Source organism: Acinetobacter sp. WCHAc060006 (assembly GCF_004209135.1).
Taxonomy (GTDB): Bacteria; Pseudomonadota; Gammaproteobacteria; order Pseudomonadales; family Moraxellaceae; genus Acinetobacter; species Acinetobacter cumulans.
In genome coordinates this window covers 13,577-35,156 of record NZ_SGSS01000023.1, presented here as the reverse complement: position 1 = coordinate 35,156, position 21,580 = coordinate 13,577, and the positions used below count along the sequence as shown (strand labels likewise).

General features: G+C 39.8%; 19 protein-coding genes. 13 read left to right on the top strand and 6 right to left on the bottom strand.

Annotated elements, in window-relative coordinates:
* Positions 1 to 6: 6 nt before the first annotated feature.
* The gene (locus EXE29_RS12985) at positions 7 to 1,149 is read left to right on the top strand and encodes an acyl-CoA dehydrogenase family protein (RefSeq protein WP_117007757.1); all 1,143 of its coding nucleotides are present in this window, start codon (positions 7 to 9) and stop codon (positions 1,147 to 1,149) included.
* Between the two features lie 56 nt (positions 1,150 to 1,205).
* On the opposite strand, the gene EXE29_RS12980 is transcribed toward EXE29_RS12985, so the two are convergent.
* Positions 1,206 to 1,724: a DJ-1/PfpI family protein gene (locus EXE29_RS12980; RefSeq protein WP_106986476.1), complete on the bottom strand. Its 519-nt coding sequence runs from the start codon at positions 1,722 to 1,724 to the stop codon at positions 1,206 to 1,208.
* Positions 1,725 to 2,210: 486 nt separating this feature from the next.
* On the opposite strand from EXE29_RS12980, the gene pheA reads away from it, so the two are divergent.
* The 5 genes from pheA to EXE29_RS12955 all read left to right on the top strand — a co-directional run bounded on the left by pheA (position 2,211) and on the right by EXE29_RS12955 (position 7,860).
* On the top strand, positions 2,211 to 3,320 hold the full coding sequence (gene pheA, locus EXE29_RS12975; RefSeq protein ID WP_106986477.1) for a prephenate dehydratase: 1,110 nt from the start codon (positions 2,211 to 2,213) through the stop codon (positions 3,318 to 3,320).
* A gap of 71 nt (positions 3,321 to 3,391) precedes the next feature.
* A complete protein-coding gene (hisC, locus tag EXE29_RS12970) occupies positions 3,392 to 4,483 on the top strand; it encodes a histidinol-phosphate transaminase (protein WP_120364804.1) in 1,092 nt (363 codons plus the stop codon).
* Between the two features lie 3 nt (positions 4,484 to 4,486).
* Positions 4,487 to 6,736 carry a bifunctional prephenate dehydrogenase/3-phosphoshikimate 1-carboxyvinyltransferase gene (locus EXE29_RS12965; RefSeq protein WP_120364803.1) on the top strand — a complete coding sequence of 750 codons (2,250 nt, stop codon included), beginning with the start codon at positions 4,487 to 4,489 and terminating at the stop codon, positions 6,734 to 6,736.
* Positions 6,737 to 6,847: 111 nt separating this feature from the next.
* Complete coding sequence (locus tag EXE29_RS12960; protein WP_117007754.1) at positions 6,848 to 7,216, top strand: hypothetical protein; 369 nt, start codon at positions 6,848 to 6,850, stop codon at positions 7,214 to 7,216.
* Positions 7,217 to 7,404: 188 nt separating this feature from the next.
* Complete coding sequence (locus EXE29_RS12955) at positions 7,405 to 7,860, top strand: hypothetical protein (RefSeq protein ID WP_106986481.1); 456 nt, start codon at positions 7,405 to 7,407, stop codon at positions 7,858 to 7,860.
* 49 nt (positions 7,861 to 7,909) lie between these two features.
* On the opposite strand, the gene EXE29_RS12950 is transcribed toward EXE29_RS12955, so the two are convergent.
* Positions 7,910 to 8,539, bottom strand: a complete 630-nt coding sequence (locus EXE29_RS12950) for an alpha/beta hydrolase (RefSeq protein WP_120364802.1) — start codon at positions 8,537 to 8,539, stop codon at positions 7,910 to 7,912.
* A gap of 124 nt (positions 8,540 to 8,663) precedes the next feature.
* Here EXE29_RS12950 and yaaA point away from each other — a divergent pair, with 124 nt between their 5' ends.
* The 4 genes from yaaA (at position 8,664) to EXE29_RS12930 (ending at position 13,167) form a co-directional block, all read left to right on the top strand.
* Complete coding sequence (gene yaaA, locus EXE29_RS12945; protein ID WP_117007752.1) at positions 8,664 to 9,443, top strand: peroxide stress protein YaaA; 780 nt, start codon at positions 8,664 to 8,666, stop codon at positions 9,441 to 9,443.
* Between the two features lie 885 nt (positions 9,444 to 10,328).
* The gene (locus EXE29_RS12940) at positions 10,329 to 11,651 is read left to right on the top strand and encodes an NCS2 family permease (protein ID WP_106986484.1); all 1,323 of its coding nucleotides are present in this window, start codon (positions 10,329 to 10,331) and stop codon (positions 11,649 to 11,651) included.
* Between the two features lie 68 nt (positions 11,652 to 11,719).
* Entirely contained in the window at positions 11,720 to 12,721 is a 1,002-nt protein-coding gene (locus tag EXE29_RS12935; protein WP_120364801.1) for an adenosine deaminase, read from the top strand.
* Positions 12,722 to 12,810: 89 nt separating this feature from the next.
* Positions 12,811 to 13,167, top strand: coding sequence for a hypothetical protein (locus EXE29_RS12930; RefSeq protein ID WP_130125662.1), 357 nt, complete (start codon positions 12,811 to 12,813; stop codon positions 13,165 to 13,167).
* A gap of 68 nt (positions 13,168 to 13,235) precedes the next feature.
* Here the strand turns inward: EXE29_RS12930 and EXE29_RS12925 are convergent, their stop codons facing one another.
* Positions 13,236 to 13,790 carry a cytochrome b gene (locus EXE29_RS12925; protein WP_106986380.1) on the bottom strand — a complete coding sequence of 185 codons (555 nt, stop codon included), beginning with the start codon at positions 13,788 to 13,790 and terminating at the stop codon, positions 13,236 to 13,238.
* A gap of 218 nt (positions 13,791 to 14,008) precedes the next feature.
* Between EXE29_RS12925 and EXE29_RS12920 the strand changes: the two genes are divergently transcribed.
* Both EXE29_RS12920 and rnhB read left to right on the top strand, forming a co-directional pair.
* Positions 14,009 to 14,392, top strand: coding sequence for a hypothetical protein (locus EXE29_RS12920; protein ID WP_117007750.1), 384 nt, complete (start codon positions 14,009 to 14,011; stop codon positions 14,390 to 14,392).
* 63 nt (positions 14,393 to 14,455) lie between these two features.
* On the top strand, positions 14,456 to 15,034 hold the full coding sequence (gene rnhB, locus EXE29_RS12915; protein ID WP_117007749.1) for a ribonuclease HII: 579 nt from the start codon (positions 14,456 to 14,458) through the stop codon (positions 15,032 to 15,034).
* Positions 15,035 to 15,116: 82 nt separating this feature from the next.
* On the opposite strand, the gene csrA is transcribed toward rnhB, so the two are convergent.
* The 3 genes from csrA to alaS form a co-directional block, all read right to left on the bottom strand.
* The gene (gene csrA, locus EXE29_RS12910; RefSeq protein ID WP_004989721.1) at positions 15,117 to 15,371 is read right to left on the bottom strand and encodes a carbon storage regulator CsrA; all 255 of its coding nucleotides are present in this window, start codon (positions 15,369 to 15,371) and stop codon (positions 15,117 to 15,119) included.
* A 241-nt stretch (positions 15,372 to 15,612) separates the two neighbouring features.
* Positions 15,613 to 16,893 carry an aspartate kinase gene (locus EXE29_RS12905; RefSeq protein ID WP_106986353.1) on the bottom strand — a complete coding sequence of 427 codons (1,281 nt, stop codon included), beginning with the start codon at positions 16,891 to 16,893 and terminating at the stop codon, positions 15,613 to 15,615.
* Between the two features lie 291 nt (positions 16,894 to 17,184).
* Entirely contained in the window at positions 17,185 to 19,878 is a 2,694-nt protein-coding gene (gene alaS / locus EXE29_RS12900; protein WP_171406273.1) for an alanine--tRNA ligase, read from the bottom strand.
* Positions 19,879 to 20,495: 617 nt separating this feature from the next.
* Between alaS and EXE29_RS12895 the strand changes: the two genes are divergently transcribed.
* Complete coding sequence (locus EXE29_RS12895) at positions 20,496 to 21,521, top strand: type I glyceraldehyde-3-phosphate dehydrogenase (RefSeq protein ID WP_120364799.1); 1,026 nt, start codon at positions 20,496 to 20,498, stop codon at positions 21,519 to 21,521.
* Positions 21,522 to 21,580 lie beyond the last annotated feature (59 nt).

Genomic DNA, 21,580 nt, shown 5'->3' with positions numbered 1-21,580 from the left:
TGTTCAATGCTTGCTTATGATGCAGATTTAGAATTATTTAGAGATAACTTTCGTCGTTTTATGCAAGAGCAGATTGCACCGCATTATGAGCAATGGGAACGCGAAGGCATTATGCCACGCTCTGTATGGAATGCTTTAGGTGATAACGGTTTCCTGTGCGTAGATGTGCCGGAAGAATATGGTGGTTATGGTGTTCCAACACATTATTCATTAATGCTGGTCGAAGAGTCTGCACGTGCAGGTTTTAGCGCACTATCTACAGGTATTTCGTGTCACTCTGAAATTGCGGCACCGTATATTTTACATATTGGTTCAGAAGAACAAAAACAATACTGGTTACCTAAAATGGTAACAGGTGAAGTTGTGGGCGCGATTGGTATGACTGAGCCGGGTGCAGGTTCTGATTTACAGTCAATGCGTAGTAGTGCAATTTTACAAGGTGATCATTATCTATTAAATGGTTCTAAAACCTTTATTTCAAATGGTCAGCATGCAGATTTAGTGGTGTTGGCAGCTAAGACTGATCCGCAAGCGCGTGCTAAAGGCGTGTCTTTGCTGTTGGTGGATACACACTTGGACGGTTTTAAGAAAGGCACAAACCTCGACAAAATTGGTCTGCACTCACAAGATACCTCAGAGCTGTTTTATGACAATGTAAAAGTGCCAAAAGAGCAATTATTGGGTCAAGCGGGTCATGGCTTTGCTTATCTTATGCAAGAGCTTCCACGTGAACGTACTGCAATTGCAGCGACTGCTGTAGGTGCAATCCGTGGTTCGATTGAAGTAACAGTAAAATACGTGCAAGAACGTCAAGCTTTTGGTCAGGCGGTGGGGCAGTTCCAAAATACTCGCTTTGTATTGGCACAAGCCAAAATTGATGAATTGGCAACCATTGCATTTTATGAGCGTAATGTTGAGCTCTACATGGAAAATAAACTGGATGTAGAAACTGCAGCTGCCTTAAAGAGCTTTTCAACGGATATGCAGATGAAAATCGCGGACAATTTACTACAATTGTTTGGTGGCTATGGCTATATGACTGAATATCCAATTTCACGTTTCTTCGTTGATGCGCGCATCCAGCGCATTTATGGCGGAACCAACGAAATTATGAAAGAAATTGTAGTTCGTAGTATGTTGGGCCGTTAAGCTTAGATGGTTATATATTGAGTTTTAGTCATAAAAAAGAACCTTCGGGTTCTTTTTTATTGGCTCAAGGCAATCAAACTTTCACGAATAAAATAAGGTAAATCGGTAGATGATGGTGAAGAAATATAGAGGTTATTATCATTTACTACACTGACATCATAATAGACTGCACCTGCATCTATTAAAGACGATGCATTTGGTTTGTTAATTGTCATTAAGTGACCTGCCACAACCCGTGCTTGAATTAACAGTTGTGGAGCATTTGAAATACTCATAATTAATTTATGCGAATTGGCAAAATGTTGAATAAATTCGAGATAGCGCAGATCTTGAGAGAGGAGGTCATGTGAATGGCCACCGGGAATTAATAATGCATCAAAATTGTTTAAGTCAACTTCTGCAATGCTTTGATCAATTGTAACGGCGCTGGTGCAATGTTGACCATGAATGATTTTACCAGCTTGTGCTTCAATATTTAAAATCGAATGTCGAGCAGCACGAAAGGCTTCTACAGTTTCGTCATAATGTGTGTCTTCAAAATTATGGGTCACCAGTACAGCAATATTTTTTGGCATGGTCGGAGACTCAAGAAATCTTTAAAAAAATGCTACACCTTGTCTGCATTTATAAAGTGCGATATTTGTCATAATAAAGTATGAAAAGGTAACCAAGCATCGGTACTCTTATCGTGTTTTTTTTAAGACCTAGCACTCGGGCATTCGTTTGTGTGAAAGGTATTTCTTTTATGAAATTTTAATTGGAATAACTGAACTATTTTTTATGAATAAGGTGATTGAGTTGGCTTGTTAGCTTAGAGGTTGAATCATGAAAATTCCTGTAGTTTTCATAACTTAATAACAGGGTTGTATATATACAAAACAAGATTGAATGACACAAGAAGATGATAATTTAAGCAAAGCATAAAGGCAGAAATCATGTGGATAGTTTAAACAACTGTCTGTTTTTAAGGCTGAATCAATGAAAGTCGTATTGCGCAACATTTGAAAGCTAACTATTGTTATACTTGTTTGCAAACCATGTTTTTGAAGGGCGATATAACAATGATCAACGACGATCAAAACACGAAGGCTTCTCTTGACCTAGCTCAAATCCGCGAAGATATTGATTCAGTGGATATGCAAATTCAGCAATTGATTAACCGTCGAGCTAAATTGGCAGAGGCAGTAGCAAAAGCAAAATTTGCTTCAGAAGAAGATCCTCTGTTTTACCGTCCTGAGCGTGAAGCGCAAGTTTTACGTAAAGTTATGGATCGCAATGAAGGCCCATTGTCTGATGTCACCATGGCTCGTTTGTTCCGTGAAATCATGTCGGCATGCTTGGCTTTAGAAGCACCACAAAGTATTGCTTTTTTAGGCCCTGTGGGTACATATACTCATTCGGCAGTTTTAAAACATTTTGGTCAGGATGCGGTCATTCGCCCTTTACCGACTATTGATGAAGTATTCCGTGAAGTTGAAGCAGGCAGTGCGCATTATGGTTTAGTGCCTGTTGAAAACTCATCTGAAGGTGTAGTCAATCACACACTAGATTGTTTCAAGACATCACATCTAAATGTTATTGGTGAGGTTGAATTGCCAATTCATCACCAATTCTTAATTTCTGAAAACACACGTAAAGACAGCATCAAACAAATTTATGCTCATCAACAAACTTTGGCGCAGTGCCGTGGTTGGTTAGATGCACATTATCCTGGTGTTGAACGTGTTGCATTAAGCTCAAATGCAGAAGCTGCGCGCCGTATTCGTAATGAATGGCATTCGGCAGCCATTGCATCTGAGGTTGCCTCAAGTATTTATGGCTTAGAAATTTTACATAGCAATATTGAAGATAACCCAGAAAACACGACACGTTTCTTGGTTATTGGTCGCGAGAAAGTGCCACAGTCAGGTAATGATAAAACGTCATTACTGGTCTCTGCACATGACCGCGCTGGGGCATTGTTAGAAATTTTAGCACCATTTGCCAAACACAATATCAGCTTAACAAGTATTGAAACGCGTCCTGCATTGCCTGAAAAATGGGCCTATGTGTTCTTTATTGATCTTGAAGGCCACGTTGAGCAAGACAATGTCAAAGCGGCCATTGAAGAAATTCGACCTTTAGTTAAAGAAGTTCGTGTGTTGGGCTCATACCCAATTGCGGTGCTCTAAGTTCACAACTGTGATTTGTGTGTGTTTGCATGCACATCACCTTTATTACTTGAAATAATCGGAAGTGTAAAATGACGTTTGTCCCAGCCAATGAAGGCATTGCAAAATTAAAGCCTTATCAACCAGGTAAACCAATCAGTGAGCTTGAGCGTGAGTTGGGGATTACTGATATTGTTAAATTGGCCTCTAATGAAAATCCATTGGGTTGCTCAGCAAAAGTAAAAGAAGCGGTAGCTGCTGAATTAGCTGAAATTGGCCGTTATCCAGACGGTGGTGGTTTTATTTTAAAAGACCAAATTCAGGCACAATTTGGCGTGGTACACGACCGTATTACATTAGGCAATGGTTCAAACGATCTACTCGAGATTTTTGCACGCAGTTTTGTATCTGAAAAGGATTCAGTTGTGTACAGCCAGCATGCATTTGCTGTCTATGGCTTGGTGACTCAAGCAATTAATGCACAAGCCATTGAAGTGCCTGCAAAAGGTTTTTCACACGACTTAGATGCAATGGCTGCTGCTGTTCAAGCCAATACCAAATTAATTTTTATTGCAAATCCAAACAACCCAACAGGGACTTGGTTTGAAGAAGCGGAATTTGATGCATTTATGCAAAAAATTCCAAGCAATGTGATTGTGGTATTGGATGAAGCTTATGTGGAATATTTCCCAGAAAACTTTAACAGCTTGAAGTTCTTAGACCAGTATTCAAATCTAATTGTTAGCCGCACGATGTCAAAGTGCTATGGCTTAGCTGCACTTCGTGTAGGTTTTGCTTTAGCTTCTGTTGAAGTGACAGACTACCTTAATCGTATTCGTCAACCGTTTAACGTGAACCACCTTGCAATGGTGGCGGCAGTGGCTGCGCTCAAAGATGAAGCGTTTATTGAGCAATCACGTGTCGTGAACAAAGCGGGTATGGCGCAGTTAGAAGCTGGCGTAACAGCATTAGGTTTAAGTTTTGAACCTTCGCGTGCGAACTTCTTATTAATCAATGTAAATGCAGATCCTGCACAAACATTCGCAGCTTTACTTAAAGAAGGTGTGATTGTGCGTCATGTTGGAATTGCAAATCATCTTCGTGTATCAATTGGTACTGAAGTAGAAAATGAAAAATTCTTAGCTGCTTTGGCTAAGGTGCTGGGTTTAGAGGCAAAAGCGTAAATTATGGCAACGCCACTGTTTGAAAAAGTTGCATTTATTGGCCTTGGGCTAATTGGCTCAAGTCTAGCTCGAGTGATCATTGCTGAAAAATTAGCAACGGAAATCGTCGCTTCGACGCGATCGCAAAAAACTTTAGATGATGCGAAAGCGCTGGGTCTGATTCAGGCGGGTTATACCAATCCGATTGATGCTGTAAAAGGCGCAGATTTAGTGGTCTTGGCATTACCTGTACGTGCGACACAAAAGGTATTAGAAACTATTCAACCGTATTTGAGCGCAAATGTCATTATTACGGATGTAGGTAGTACCAAAGGCAATGTGGTAGAGGCAGCAAAAGCAGTTTATGGTGAGAAATTACCTGCTGGTTTTGTACCTGGCCATCCAATTGCTGGAGCAGAGCATACAGGGGTACACGCAGGTAAAGTCGATTTATTTGCTAACCATAAGGTTATTTTGACACCTTTGCCAAGTAGCGCAGATTGGGCAGTAGATAAACTCATTCAACTGTGGCAAGCAGCCAAAGCTGAGGTCATTTGTATGGATGTGGACAAGCATGATGAGGTGCTTGCTCACACCAGTCATTTACCGCATCTTATGGCATTCAATTTGGTTGAGCAATTGGCCAACCGTGAAGACAATTTAGATATTTTCCGTTATGCAGCAGGTGGCTTCCGTGACTTCTCACGCATTGCTGCCAGCGATCCACAAATGTGGCATGACATCTTTTTTGCTAATAAAAAGGCAATTTTAAATGCAGTCGATGGCTTTGAACAGCAGCTAACGACTTTGCGCAAGTTGATTGAAGATGAAAACTCGCAAGCATTGATGGGATTGCTCGGACATGCGCAAGCAGCACGACAGCACTTTAATCACATGCTGGCTAAAAAACCCTTGATGGAGAAAAACAAAGTGACGACACAGCAATTTACAATTTTACCGGGCCAAAAGAATTTCCAAGGTAAATTTACAGTGCCAGGGGATAAATCTGTGTCACACCGCTCAATCATGTTTGGTGCGATTGCTGAAGGCACCACACATGTGACTGGTTTTCTCGAAGGTGAAGATGCACTTGCAACTTTACAAGCTTTCCGTGACATGGGAGTGAGTATTGAAGGCCCAAAAAATGGTGAAGTTACGATTCATGGTGTGGGCATACATGGTTTAAAAGCACCTGCAAGTGCATTGTATATGGGCAACTCTGGTACATCGATGCGTTTGCTATCAGGCATGTTATCTGCGCAGGCATTTGATTCGGTGATGACTGGTGATGCGTCATTGTCTAAACGACCAATGGAGCGTATTGCGAAGCCTTTACGTGCTATGGGCGCACAAATTCAAACCACAGGTGAGCGTGGTACGCCACCAGTGTCTATCTCTGGTAGCCAAGCTTTAAAAGGCATTCAATACGATTTGCCTATGGCATCAGCGCAAGTGAAATCTGGTATTTTGCTTGCGGGTCTTTGGGCTGAGGGTGAGACTTCGGTAACTGAACCTGAGCCAACACGTGACCATACCGAGCGTATGCTTCGTGCATTTGGTTATGATGTAAAAACAGAAGGTAACCGTATTTCGCTACAAGGCGGTGGTAAGCTTGTGGGTACCAATATTCAAGTGCCTTCAGATATATCTTCAGCAGCTTTCTTTATGGTGGGTGCTGCCATTACAGAAGGTGCGGATGTTACGCTTGAAGCGGTTGGGATTAACCCAACACGTACTGGCGTGATTGAAATATTAAAGCAAATGGGTGCGGATATTTCAGTTGAAAATGAACGAATTGCAGGTGGTGAGCCGATTGCTGATATTCGTATTCAAGGTACGCGTACACTCAAAGGTATTCACATGCCTGAAGATCAAGTGCCGTTGGCGATTGATGAATTCCCAGCTTTATTTATTGCGGCTGCTTGTGCAGAAGGTCAAACAGTTTTAACTGGTGCTGCTGAGCTTCGCGTAAAAGAGTCTGACCGTATTCAAGTGATGGCAGATGGTTTGAAGATCATGGGTATTGATTGTACGCCGACTGATGATGGTATCATTATTGAAGGTAAGGGTAAGTCAGGTGAGTGGGGCTCAATTTTCACAGGTGGTGAAATTGAATCACATCACGATCACCGTATTGCAATGAGTTTTTCAATTGCGGGCTTACGAACTTCGGGCGCAATTAAAATTGTAGGTACTGAAACAGTTGCAACCAGTTTCCCTACATTTACACAATTAACAGCGAAAGCGGGCTTAGCAATTGAAGTAACAGAATAAAAATTGTTAAAACTGATTATTTGTTAGACAACAGCCAAGCAAAAGCTTGGCTGTTTTGCATTTATTGCTTATTCTAAAACCATACAACAAAAATGCCTTTAGGGTTTGATCATGAAAAAATTACAATTTGCAGCCAACTGTGAGCAACATCAAGCAAAGGAAGTAGATTCAACTGTGGCGCAAAAGCACGTCGCGGATCTTTTGGCAAGCAAGCTGGGGCAATATGGCTTTGAAGTATTGCCTCAAGGCGCTGACCGTGTTGCGGTCAGTGTAGATAATCATGAGCTACCACTTTCTGTAACCTGCCAAGGGCATAATGCTGAAGGTCATTTAGTCTGTGAAATTACGTCTTATCCTGATGAGGATCAAGATTGGTTGGAGCGCATTACTGAGCAAAGTTTGCTTAATCAATTGGCACAAGCTGTTGAAAGCTCATTGAAAGAAGATGATGCATTCAGTCAATTTAGCTGGAAAGGCTAAATTTTGATTTTGGGGTTCTTCGCGTCAGTATATGTCGCTTCATGCTATGCTGACCGAAATCTAAGTTATATGATGATACTCAAGAGAAAACGAATAAAGAAAAGTGGACTTTAGAAAGTTCATGAACGGAATGTTTGGGTACTTTAAGATGTGTGAAATTCCGTCCAATCCATGTCTGGAGGAAGTCGATGTTTGATTTAAAACGTATCACTGAGCAATTTGAATGGAATCCTGGTTCAGCTTATGGTCGATGGAGTCGGGCCATAAAAGAAAATGACCGTCCCTATATTTGGCTCAGCTGTAGACCAAGTAGCGAAGGGCGCGAACTTTATTGTATTAATCAAAGTGGTTCACCAATTGAGCGTATTGATGTGCTCCACAATACACATGCATTGGTTGATGGTGAGTATTTTAATAAAGCCAATGCTGCGCTGAGTTATACTGAAATCGCACATGATGAAGCCGTTAAAATTGCTCACTATGATGAATATTATGATTTAGATGTATTGCTGGGTGTTACTTTAGCAGTCAGTAGTACAGAGCTTGGGCATTTGGTATTAAAGTCGAAAGAGATTTTAGGTGGTCCTAAGCTTGATGATGTATTGCTTTGGAAAAATCAGTGTGATTCATCAAAGATAAAATAAAAAAGCCAGTTTGAGACTGGCTTTTTTATTTTTAAACGGCTTATTTATATTAGTTAATGAGGAAGCGTGTCATCGCAATACGCAATTGCTTTAAGTAACCTGTGAAGAAGTGGTTTGCACCAGGCAACACAGTGATTAAATGACGTTGTGGTTTCGCCCATTGAATCATATCTGACAATAAAGTGACATCATCTGCTTCGCCATGAATGAAGAGGATATCGCCTTTAATGTGTGGCGTCACATATGGACGTACACCAGCAACAGTTGCTGTAGGTAAACCACATAAGATGGTTTGTACAGGCTGAAGCTCAGTGGCAAGCATGGCATAACATTTTGCCATGACATGTGCACCAAAGCTAAAACCGCCTGCAAAGAAAGGCAAGTCTGCATGTTGGCTACGTGCATAGGTAATGACATCTAAGGTGTCTTTCGTTTCGCCATTACCTTCATCGTGAACGCCCGCACTTTGGCCAGAACCACGAAAGCTAGGACGATACACAACACAACCGCGCTCTAAAAACATTTGAGCAAGTAAAGTTGGGACTTTATGCTGTGGTGTTCCACCTTGTAGGGGATGGGGGTGAGTAACTACCGCGAATCCTTTCACTTCACCCTGTGGATAATCTAGAAAAACTTCAATTTGGCCAGCTTGGCCTTGAAGGAAAATTTGTTCAGACATAACAAATAGATTAAATAGCAGGAGAATGCAGTATTCTACCGATAATGCTCAGTAAAAACACAGATTGGAAATAAAATAAGTCTACTGTTATAGTTTGATTACTTAAATTTTAATCAAGTTATCTATGCTCGCTTTAATTTCCCCAGCTAAAACTTTAGATTATGAAACTGCATTACCTACAGATCAGCACACATTACCAAGATTGCTAGAACATTCACAAGCGCTTATCGACGTAAGTCGTAGGCTGTCAGCATCTGAAATAGCCAGTTTGATGGGTGTGAGTGAAAAAATTGCAAATTTAAATGTAGAACGCTTTAGGGATTGGCAGTCAGATTTTAATTTTTCAAATGCTCGTCAAGCGCTATTTGCATTTAAAGGTGATGTATATACAGGATTAGATGCATATCATTTAGATGATGCACAAATTAACTATGCACAGAAGCATTTGCGCATGCTATCAGGTTTGTATGGCTTATTGCGTCCTTTGGATCTAATGATGCCGTACCGTTTGGAAATGGGAACTAAGCTACAAAACTCACGTGGACATAATCTATATGAGTTCTGGGATGATATTATTACCCAGCTCATTAACCAAGACTTGTCTGAGGCTGGGAGTGAATTGCTAGTGAATTTGGCGTCAGACGAATACTATAAGTCGGTGAAAGAAAGCAAAATCCAAGCACAAATTGTACGCCCAGTGTTTTTGGATCAAAAAAATGGCAAATATAAAATTATTAGCTTTTATGCTAAAAAAGCACGTGGCCTGATGGCACGCTATTTAATTGAAAATAAAATTGAGAAAATTGAAGATATTCGTTCATTTAATTGTGATGGTTATTATTTTGATGCAACCAATTCGACATCAAGTGAATTAGTATTCAAAAGAGATGAACAAGTCGCTTAATTCAGTTTAAATAAACGAGATGAAAGCAGATCATTTGCATGGGTCTGCTTTTTTTTGTAGAACTAAATATGTCATTCGTCGCTCTTGTATATGGATACTATGTCATATTCCTTATGCTAAAAACTCGAAAAATAAAGATCTTGCTAGAAATTGAAGTTACGTAAAATTACAAAAAAATGTATATTAATTCAAATAAATAAAATAAATGTCTATCGAGTCACATTTTTGTATTTCATTTTGTTATTATTAGCAAAAGTTAGCAAAACAATAATTTTTAGTTATGAAGACATTTGTGATTTTAATTTTCTTGAGCCTTGTTGGTGGGCTATGCATGCTGGTATATAACGATGCAGAAGCCAAGCGACAGCAAAATGTAGATCAGCTGGTTGGAGAAGAGCATCTGCAAAATTCAGAAAATTTTTCATCAAGCGTTAAATAAGGCTAAAAAACAAACTTTAAAATCGTGTGCTGACTTTTGAGTTCAAATTTATTTTTATAATTTTTTTCTTAATTTTTTATAAGACTTCAATAAAACCAATATGTTATATATATTAAAAAACGATTAAACTTAAAATTTAGAAACATTAAAAAATCCCTGTGTTATAATTCTGTTCGCATAGGGTTAGATCATATTCATAGTTAAATAAACCTATGATTTAATTCAGGTAAATAGAGCTGCATAACTGTTATGCAGCTTTTTTGTTTACGATTGATAATGATTGAGCTTGTTAAGCTTAACTTATTGATTGTTTGTGCATATTTTGTTCTGAATGAACAGTGCTGGAATTGTAGTGCTTCGACATGCACAAATTTAAGCATATGCAGTGCTGTGTTTAACTTTGTGGAATGCTTAAGGCATAAAGTTTACTTAATAGGGGCTAGGTCATGACGACTCCTAATCCGTCTTCCGAAAGTGTGCTAGAACGTATGTTCAAGCTGAGTGAAAATAAAACCAGCTTTCGTACAGAAGTGCTGGCAGGTATAACAACGTTTTTAACGATGTGTTATATCATTATTGTCAACCCAATGATCTTGTCTGAAACAGGCATGGATCATGGGGCTGTCTTCGTTGCAACGTGTTTAGCCGCAGCAATTGGTTGTTTGGTAATGGGGATCATTGCAAATTATCCTATTGCTCTTGCACCAGGTATGGGCTTAAACGCTTTCTTCACATACTCAGTATGTTTGGGCATGGGCGTGCCGTGGCAAACGGCTTTGGGTGCAGTATTTATTTCAGGCTTTGTCTTTATTGCGATTAGCTTGTTTAAAATTCGTGAAGCGATTGTCAATGCCATTCCAATGTCATTGAAGCTGGCAATCGGTGGTGGTATTGGTTTGTTCTTGGCACTTGTTGCACTCAAAAATGCAGGCATTATTGTTGATAATCCAGCAACTTTGGTGGGATTGGGTGATCTGAAGCAGCCGTCTGTATTGCTTGCTTTGCTTGGCTTTTTAATGGTGGTTATTTTACATCACTTTAAAGTTCGTGGCGCAATCATTATTAGTATTCTTGCCATTACCGCTATCGCAACTTTACTTGGCTATAATGAATTCCAAGGTGTGGTGGGTGCTATTCCATCAATTGCTCCAACATTCATGCAAATGAGCTTTGAAGGCTTATTCACGGCAAGTTTAATCGGGGTAATTTTTGTATTTTTCTTGGTTGATTTATTTGACTCTACAGGAACTTTAGTCGGTGTTTCACACCGTGCAGGTTTACTGAAAGATGGTAAGTTACCACGTTTAAAGAAAGCGCTTTTTGCTGACTCAACTGCAATTGTTGCAGGTGCTGCATTAGGTACATCTTCTACAACACCATATATCGAATCATCTGCGGGTGTTGCTGCTGGTGGTCGTACTGGTTTAACAGCTGTAGTTGTAGGTTTGCTCTTTATTGCGTGCTTGTTCTTAGCACCACTTGCACAGTCAGTACCTGGTTTTGCAACAGCGCCGGCATTGTTGTTTGTTGGTGTGCTGATGATTCAAGGCATTACGCATATTGACTGGGAAGACATTACTGAAGCTGTTCCAGCTTTCTTGACTATTGTATTTATGCCATTTACGTATTCAATTGCAGATGGTATTGCAATGGGCTTTATTAGCTATGCATTAATCAAATTATGTACAGGCAAAGCATCTACTGTACCGTATATGGTATGGATTATTGCTGTGCTTTGGGTATTAAAATTTGCGTTGTTTGGCGGTTAATTCTCCGAGCACAAATAAGGGTGTAAACTCAGTTTGCACCCTTTTTTATTTTTAAAGAGGAATAAAGTATGAATCGACTTGAGCTCATCCGTGCTTTACCAAAAGCTGAATTACATGTTCATATCGAAGGCACATTTGAGCCTGAACTGATGTTTGCGATTGCCCAGCGCAATCAGATTGAGATTCCCTACAAATCTGTAGAAGAAGTTAAACAAGCGTACAACTTCCATAATTTACAGTCTTTTTTAGATATTTATTATGCTGGTGCAAATGTACTTGTACATGAACAAGATTTTTATGATTTGGCTTGGGCATACTTTGAAAAATGTGCTGAAGACAATGTTGTACACACAGAAATGTTTTTCGATCCGCAAACACATACAGATCGTGGTGTAGCTTTTAAAACGGTTATCGATGGTTTGCAATGTGCATGTGATGATGCGAAAACAAAGCTGGGCATTAGTTCGCACTTAATCATGTGTTTCTTGCGTCATTTGAGCGAAGAAGCTGCATTTACCACACTTGAACAAGCCTTACCTTATAAAGACCAGATTATTGGCGTAGGTTTAGACTCAAGTGAAGTAGGGCATCCACCTGCTAAATTTGAACGTGTATTTGCGAAAGCGCGTGAAAATGGTTTCTTGATTGTGGCACATGCAGGTGAAGAAGGCCCGCCAGAATATGTTTGGGAAGCTTTGGATTTACTTAAAGTAAACCGAATCGACCACGGTGTACGTTCTGAAGAAGATGAAGTGTTAATGCAGCGTTTAATTGCTGAAAAAATGCCGTTAACAGTGTGTCCCTTATCAAATCTAAAGCTTTGTGTTGTGCAAGATATGACGGAGCATAATATTCGTCGTTTGCTACAACAGGGTGTGCATGTCACAGTCAATTCAGATGATCCATCGTACTTCGGTGGTTATATGAATGATAACTTTATTGCTATTGCAGAAGCATTAGACTTAAGCAATGATGAGTTGAAGCAATTGGCTATAAACTCATTTGAAGCATCATTTATAGAAGATGCTGAAAAGCAACAATGGATTTCTAAAATTACATCTTTGGTGTAATTTTAGGTCACAAAAAAGGCAGCTTGGGCTGCCTTTTTATGCTTTTTCTTAATCGTTTTATTCAATTTATAGTTTGAAATGGGTATCAAGTGAAAACAAAATTTAAGTCGATGGTGCTTTTGATGAGCATGTTCTTTAGTGTGACATCTGTACAAGCAGCATCGCAAAGTCTGGCAGTTAAAATGCTAAAGCCAGTGATTGAGCGTCAATGTATAACAGAATTAAAGGACTCTAATGTTTGGAAGGCTTCAACATTTTTAATGACTGATCATAATAAAAAGCAATTTGAAGCAGAGGTATGTCAGTGTGTGGGGGAAAATGCTTTGAATGACGTGACTGTGAATGAAATTACACAGGCTTTGTTGAGTGAGGAGGCGAAAAATCAACTCATTCGTAAGGCAACACTCAATAGCATTAAAAGTTGTGTGATTAAAACTAAAAAATAACAGCACTTTGCCTGTTATTTTTTAGTTATAAACTATAGAGTGCTTGAAACGATTATTTAGTTTCTCGTTTATTTACCTTGTCTTATCATGCTCTTCAGTACATTGTCTTTATCAATGAAGTGGTGTTTGAGTGCAGCTAAAATATGGCCTGCTAATAACAAACCTGCCGCCCACGAAATATAAATATGTAAAGGTTTTACCACAGCTAAAAGTGCGGGATTGTCTTGTACAAGGCGAGGGATTTCAAATAAATACAATACTGGTGCGGGATGGCCTGCACTCCAACTGAATAAACAACCTGTAATTGGTAATGCAAGCAAAACGAAATACAAAGCTAAATGCCCGAAGTGAGCAAGTTTTTTCATACCGTTTGACATGCTATCTGGTAGCGCTGGTGCAGGATGGGTATAACGCCAAAATATACGGACAACGACTAAAAAGATCAGTGTAGTCGCAATATTTTTATGTAAGGTAATGACTTGGCCTTTAAAGCTTCCGTCATTGTCATAACTTAAAAAGTTACCGCTATAGAAGCCAATAATCCAAGCGACAATGAAAATAATCGCCATGAGCCAATGCAGGACTTGAGCCGTACGTGTGTAATATTCTATGTTTTTATTCATATTGAGTTGCTGGGCAGTTGTGGGTTGAGTCAGTGGAAATGCTAATCGAGTTTGTTGATGCGCTTTATAGTTTAGATAGAACTCAGCGTTGATATACTGCAACGCTGAGTGGGATGACATAAATTGTGCATCTGTATTAAATTTTATAATTAGCAGTTTATTCAGTGTGAAAATTTCGGCAAAATAGCGCATCTTTACACCAAAACAAAGGATAAATAGTGAAAAAATTACTAGCTGTACTTGCTCCCCTCGCTTTTGCTTTAACTGCATGTGCGACTGTAGATGGCACAACAGGCTCAACCACAGCAAATACAGGTAACAGCCTAGCAATGATGGCGGTAAAAGTTGGTGTTCAGGCGAAATGTGTGACTGAAATTAACAACAACACCTATTGGAAAACAGGCTCTAAATTATTGACTGAAAGCAAGAAACAAGAATTAGAAACTGAGGTGTGTTCTTGTGTAGGTGAGAAGGCGACAACAAGCGTGACTGCGACTGATCTTGTAGTTGCTGCGATGGATAAAACATCTCAAGCAACATTGGTGAATAAATTAGTAACAACAACATTAAATGCATGTGTTGTTGAAGTATTGAAAAACTAAGCACAATAAAATTGTGTCAAAAGGCGGTCGAATTCGGCCGCTTTTTATATTTGAGGAAAAAATATGCGTATTGCCGGTGCGGATGAAGCGGGTCGTGGTCCTTTAGTTGGCTCGGTAGTGGCTGCTGCTGTTATTCTAGATCCAAACAACCCAATTGAAGGTTTAAATGACTCTAAAAAGCTGACGGAAAAAAAACGTGAAAAGCTTTTTGTTGAAATTAAAGAAAAGGCTTTGGCTTGGGCTATAGCTGAAGCTTCAGCAGCTGAAATTGATGAGATTAATATTTTACAGGCTTCGTTGCTTGCAATGCGACGTGCGGTAGAGCAATTAGAGATTCAGCCTGACCATTTGCTGGTAGATGGTAATAAAGTGCCACAGGGCTTAACCATGAGCTGTGATGCGATTGTTGGTGGTGATGCACTGCATGCTGAAATATCGGCAGCCAGTATTTTGGCGAAAGTAACACGTGATCATGACATGGTGGCATTAGATGCCAAATATCCTCAGTATGGTTTTGCTAAACATAAAGGTTATCCAACCAAGGCACATTTTGAGGCGATTGCTTTACATGGCGTGATTGATGAGCATCGTCGTAGCTTTGGGCCAGTGCGCAAGGTCATAGAGCAAATGCAAAACCAATAAGTATTATGGTTCAAGGTATTACAATGGATAGATAAATTTAAAGCGGCTCAAGAGCCGCTTTATATTCAAACCAGTTTTAATCTTAGCGATTAAAATTGTTCTGTGAAAAATTATCATCTTCAAAAGAAGGTTGATAATCTTGATCGAGATGCTGTAGGTGTTCGTGCATAGCGCGTTCATGTTGAATTCGTTGGTAAATTTCTTCACGATGAACAGAAACTTCTTTTGGAGCATTTACGCCAATGCGCACCTGATTGCCTTTAACGCCAAGTACAGTCACACTGACTTGGTCCCCAATCATCAATGTTTCTCCGACACGTCGAGTCAGAATCAGCATGTTTATCTCCTTGCAAAACGCTAAACCTGCAATTGATCTAGAATGTAAAAACACAACCTGAAAAAGCAAAGAAAATATATCAGAAGTTGTAACCGTCATTGTTACGAATTTTATTCTGATTCTTTTCTTAATATCCTCACAGTTAATATAACAGAGCCACTATAAGAAAAACTATAGTGGCCCTGATTTTTTGTAATGTTTTTCAAATACTGTCTAACAATGACAATTTTTGACACATTAATTACGCACGAGCGCTTGATTCACCATGTTCACGGTCTAAACCGAAAGCAGTATGAAGAGAGCGTACAGCAAGCTCTAAGTAATTTTCTTCGATAATTACAGAGATTTTGATTTCAGAAGTAGAAATCATCAAGATGTTGATGCCTTCGTCAGCTAGGGCAGTAAACATTTTGCTTGCTACGCCAGCATGTGAACGCATGCCAACACCAACGATCGATACTTTTACGATGTCATCACGTGTTGCAACTTCACGAGCGCCAATTGCTTGAGCTGTTTCTTCAAGAATTTTTTTCGCTTTCGCAAGTTCGCCACGGTTAACTGTAAATGTGAAGTCAGTTGTACCATCTTCTTCAACATTTTGGATAATCATATCCACTTCAATGTTTGCATCGCCAATTGGCTTCAAGATTTTAGACGCAATACCTGGTTCATCAGGAACACCTAAAATCGTTAATTTAGCTTCGTCACGGTTAAATGCGATACCAGAGATAATTGGTTGTTCCATGTTGTCTTCCAATTCAGTCGTAATAAGTGTACCAACGTTCTTTTTGAACTCTTCATCAAATGCGCCGTCATCATCATTATCAAAGCTTGATAATACGCGTAGCGGAACTTGATATTTGCCTGCAAATTCTACAGAACGAATTTGTAGAACTTTAGAACCAAGAGATGCCATTTCTAGCATTTCTTCAAATGAAATGCGGTCAACTTTTTTCGCTTTTGGTGCAACACGAGGGTCAGTCGTATACACGCCATCTACATCTGTGTAGATTTGGCATTCGTCTGCTTTAAGTGCTGCGGCAATCGCTACACCTGAAGTGTCTGAGCCACCACGACCAAGTGTTGTTGTGTTGCCATTTGCATCAAAGCCTTGGAAACCAGCAACTACAATTACGCGACCAGCATCTAAATTTGAAGTTAACACATCAGTGTCAATCGATTCGATACGTGCCTTGGTAAAAGCGCTGTCAGTCTTAATGCCGACTTGACGGCCTGTTAGTGATGTTGCTGCAACGCCAATAGAATTGAGCGCCATTGCTAACATAGAAATCGTTACCTGTTCACCTGTGGACACCATTTGGTCTAATTCACGTGGATCAGGGGTTTCGGTAATGGCTTTCGCTAAAGCAAGTAGGCGATTGGTTTCGCCACTCATTGCAGAAACAACCACCACAACTTGGTGACCGTGATCATGCCAACGCTTTACACGACGAGCAACATTTAAAATGCGCTCAGGAGTACCCATTGAGGTACCACCATATTTTTGAACGATTAATGCCATAACTATCCTTACCAAGTATATAAGCCGCAAGGCTTAAAGCACTTTTACATATTTAAAGCCGTCCTTTCGGGGCGGCTTTAATATACCACGCATGTTTAAATAACTGTTTTCACGGTTATTTAAGAGAATGCATTTTTGTCCGCAAGTGGGCAGAGTGCTTTCTCGTGGACTCCATCATTTTTATCACGTTAGAACTTATGCATCATTAAAAAATCCACATGAGTCTGACGTTTGTTTGGTTTTTATACAAAAGTTGATCAAAATTGCTTGATCAACTTTTAATATTTGCTCTTATTTTGCAGCTAACCATGCTACAAGGTCGCTCATTACAGCTTCGAGTTTGTCGCTATAAGGCGCACCACCTTGAGCCATATCTGGTTTACCACCACCTTTACCACCTAGCTCTTGGCCAAGGTGTTTGATGATGTCACCCGCTTTAACAGTTGCTGTAAATTCTTTAGCAACTGAAGCAATTAAGCTCACTTTATCGGCATCAATTGCTGCAATTACAATCACTGCATTATCTAGCTTAGATTTCACGCCGTCATGTAAGTTACGAAGCGATTTCGCATCTACATTTTGAACAGTGGTAATTAAAGTTTGACGACCTGCGATGTCTTGAACTTGACTCAAAAGCTCAGCAGCTTGGAAGCTTGCTAATTTTTGGTTCAATTGTTCAATTTGCTTTTGCAGGCTAGATGCGGTGTGAGACAAAGCTTCAACTTTTTCTAAGGTTTGATCTTTTTGCGCTTTAAGCAAATCGTTAATTGCGTGAATATCACGTTCTGCTTTTTGAGCAACTTGAATTGCTTTAGTGCCTGTAACTGCCTCAATACGACGTACACCTGCTGCTACACCACCTTCAGAAGTGATTTTGAACAAACCGATGTCGCCAGTACGCTTAACGTGGATACCGCCACACAATTCGATTGAGAAGTTTTTCTCTTCAATGATTGAACCCATTGAAAGTACACGAACTTCTTCACCGTATTTTTCACCAAACAACATCATCGCGCCTTTTGCTTTCGCAGATTCGATGTCTAGAAGTTCAGTAGAAACAGCAGTGTTAGCAATCACTTCGGCATTTACAAGACGTTCAATTTCTTGAAGCTGTTCAAATGAAACAGGTTGGTCGTTGGCAAAGTCGAAACGTAAAATGTCAGACGCAACCAATGAGCCTTTTTGTTGTACGTGAGTACCCAAGATTTGACGTAATGCAGCATGTAGAAGGTGAGTTGCAGAGTGGTTGCGCGCAGTAGCTGCACGAATGTCTGCTTTTACAGTTGTTTCAACATTTTGAGTAACTTTCAAGTTACCCATCGTCACAATACCTTGGTGTACGAATGCGCCACCAGATTTTTTCGTATCTTGAACTTCGAAAATACCTGTATCGTTTTTGAAGATACCTGTATCACCGATTTGACCGCCACTTTCTGCATAGAAAGGTGTTTGGTTTAATACGATTAAAGCTTCGTCGCCTTCAACCACTTCATCAACTTGCTCACCATCTTTGTAGATTGCGATGATTTGACCTTCACCCGCAGTTGCATCGTAACCGTCGAATTGAGTTTCACCTTCAACTTTAACAACAGCGTTGTAGTCGATTGCAAATTTACCTGCATCACGTGCACGTTGACGTTGCGCAGCCATTTCAACTTCAAAACCAGCTTCGTCAATCGTTAATTCACGTTCACGTGCAATGTCAGCAGTTAAGTCAGTTGGGAAACCATAAGTATCGTAAAGTTTAAATACCACTTCACCAGGAATTACAGAACCTTTTAGTTGTGCCAATTCGCCTTCAAGCAATTTCAAACCTTGCTCTAAAGTTTTCGCGAATTGTTCCTCTTCTTTCAAGAGCTGTGCTTCGATACGCGCTTGCTGTGCAGCAAGTTCAGGGTAAGCAGCACCCATCACTTCAATAAGTGGCTTCAACATTTTGTGGAAGAATGAACCTGTTGCGCCAAGCTTGTTACCATGACGTACTGCACGACGGATAATACGGCGTAGTACATAGCCACGGCCTTCATTAGAAGGGTTTACGCCATCAGCAATTAGGAATGAGCATGAACGTGCATGGTCAGCTACAACTTTTAAAGACGCTGGGTATTCAACAGGTTTACCTTCAGCTTGAGCTTTTGCTTCAAGCTCAGTGGTATCTAAACCAATGATTTCAGCCGCAGCTTTAAGCAAGTGTTGGAATAGGTCGATTTCGTAGTTTGAGTTTACGTGCTGTAAAACTGCAGAAATACGTTCTAAGCCCATACCTGTATCTACAGAAGGTGCAGGAAGAGGGTGGAGTACGCCGTCAGCAGTACGGTTGAACTGCATGAATACGTTGTTCCAAATTTCAATGAAACGGTCGCCATCTTCTTCAGGCGTGCCTGGTAGGCCGCCCCAGATGTGGTCGCCATGGTCAAAGAAGATTTCAGAACATGGACCGCAAGGGCCAGTGTCGCCCATTGCCCAGAAGTTATCTGATGCGTATTGACCGCCTTTGTTGTCACCAATACGGATAATACGAGATGCATCTAGACCAATTTCTTTGTTCCAGATATCAAAAGCTTCATCATCTGTGTGATAAACAGTGGCATAAAGTTTGTCTTTTGGAAGACCTAACCATTTTTCGTTGGTTAAGAAATCCCATGCAAATGTGATCGCATCACGTTTGAAGTAATCGCCGAAAGAGAAGTTACCTAACATTTCAAAGAATGTGTGGTGACGTGCTGTATAACCAACGTTGTCTAAGTCGTTGTGTTTGCCGCCTGCGCGTACACATTTTTGTGAAGAAGTTGCACGAACGTAGTCACGTTTTTCAAGACCAAGGAAGCAGTCTTTAAACTGATTCATACCTGCGTTTGTGAACAGTAATGTTGGGTCGTTGGCAGGTACCAGAGAACTCGACGCGACACGTGTATGCCCTTGCGATTCAAAATAGCTTAAAAAAGCTTCGCGAATTTCAGCTGATGTCATAAAACGAGTACTCACAACCAAGTCTCTCCTAATTTCGATTTGGTAATAGCATATCAAGCAAGTCTTACAAAAATTTAAAGCTGGCTTGAGATGCTGACATAAAATTTAAAAACGCTAAATTATAACGGAAAAAGGTGTGGTGACCAACGATTTTCGGCTATCTCTATGACTTTTTATACAATTCAAAGGGAATCATGCATTTCTCTGAAAATTGTCGAATTTTTGCTTTATTTTTATTTTAGAGGCTTTTGTGTTTTTAGCTGGATTTTGCTTCATTATAGAATGACTTTTCAGTGTTCAGTTTATACTTATTTTGCCGACTAAACTTGAAGCTATATTTAAATATTCCAAGTTGTTTTTCAAATCTATTGGATAGAATTACATATCTGGTGATGTTAGGCGTTCAGTCAACTTAACATTGATGAATATTAAATATTTTTTAGCAAATTACCCAGCCGTTTTTATAGATTTGACTTGAAGATAAAGAATCTTTCTTATTATTGAAATGTCTGATGTGAAAATAAAAAAATGCCCAATAACTAATAAAAGAATTAATGATAACTATTGTGGGTTGAAATCAATTAACATAGAGGTGCTTTAAGGTAACAGTTTCATATTACAAGGTTTGAGTCATGCAACGAGTGGCAATTAATGGATTTGGTCGAATTGGGCGTAATGTGTTACGTGCTTGGTTTGAAAATCCAAAGCACTTTAATTTTGAAGTTATAGCCATCAATGATGTTGCAGACATAGAAACCTTGGTGCATTTATTTAAATACGATACAACACATGGTCGCTTTCAGGGGCTAGTGAGTGTTGAACAACACGAATACCATCATTATTTAAATATTCAGTCTGCGACGCAAACTTTGCGCGTGGAAGTACTCAATCAAGCTCATCCTTATGATTTGCCATGGCAAAATTTAGATATTGATGTGGTGCTTGAGTGCACAGGTTTATTTCGCTCACGTGAAGCGGCTACACAACATATTACTGCTGGGGCAAAGCGTGTCATTATTGGTGCGGCACCGTTTGATACCGTAGATGCGGCCATTGTATATGGTGTGAATCACCAAGATGTAAAAGATACCGATCAGATTATTTCCAGTGTGTCTTGTACCACCCAAGCATTGGTGCCTTTGGTTAAAATCATTGATGATGCGTTTGGTATAGATACTGCGATGATGACTGAAATTCACGCAGTCACAGCGGATCAATCAGTTTTGGATCATGCACATCGTGATTTACGTCGTGCTCGTGCATCAGGTCAAAATATTATTCCCACTACATCATCTGCATTAGGCGCTTTAAAGCAGGTGTTGCCTAAAATGGCCGATCGAATTAATGGATATTCAATTCGTGTACCCACTATTAATGTGGCAGCCATAGATCTTACGTTTATTTCGCAAACAGAAATTAATGTAGCACAGGTGAATCAGGTTTTAACGGAAGCTGCGCATAGCCGTTATGCTGAAATTATGCAGGTAACCGATGAGCCATTGGTGTCGAGTGATTTTAATCACTCTCCATACTCTTTAATTGTGGATTTAACCCAAACTATGGTGGTGGGTAAGCAAGCAAAAGTCTTTGCGTGGTACGACAATGAATGGGGTTATGCTAACCGCTTATTAGATTTATGTGAGTCTTTTACCGTCTAATGCTTTTAAAACAGCTCAGGATTATACGGTACTAACCATAAGATTACTTTTGAACATCA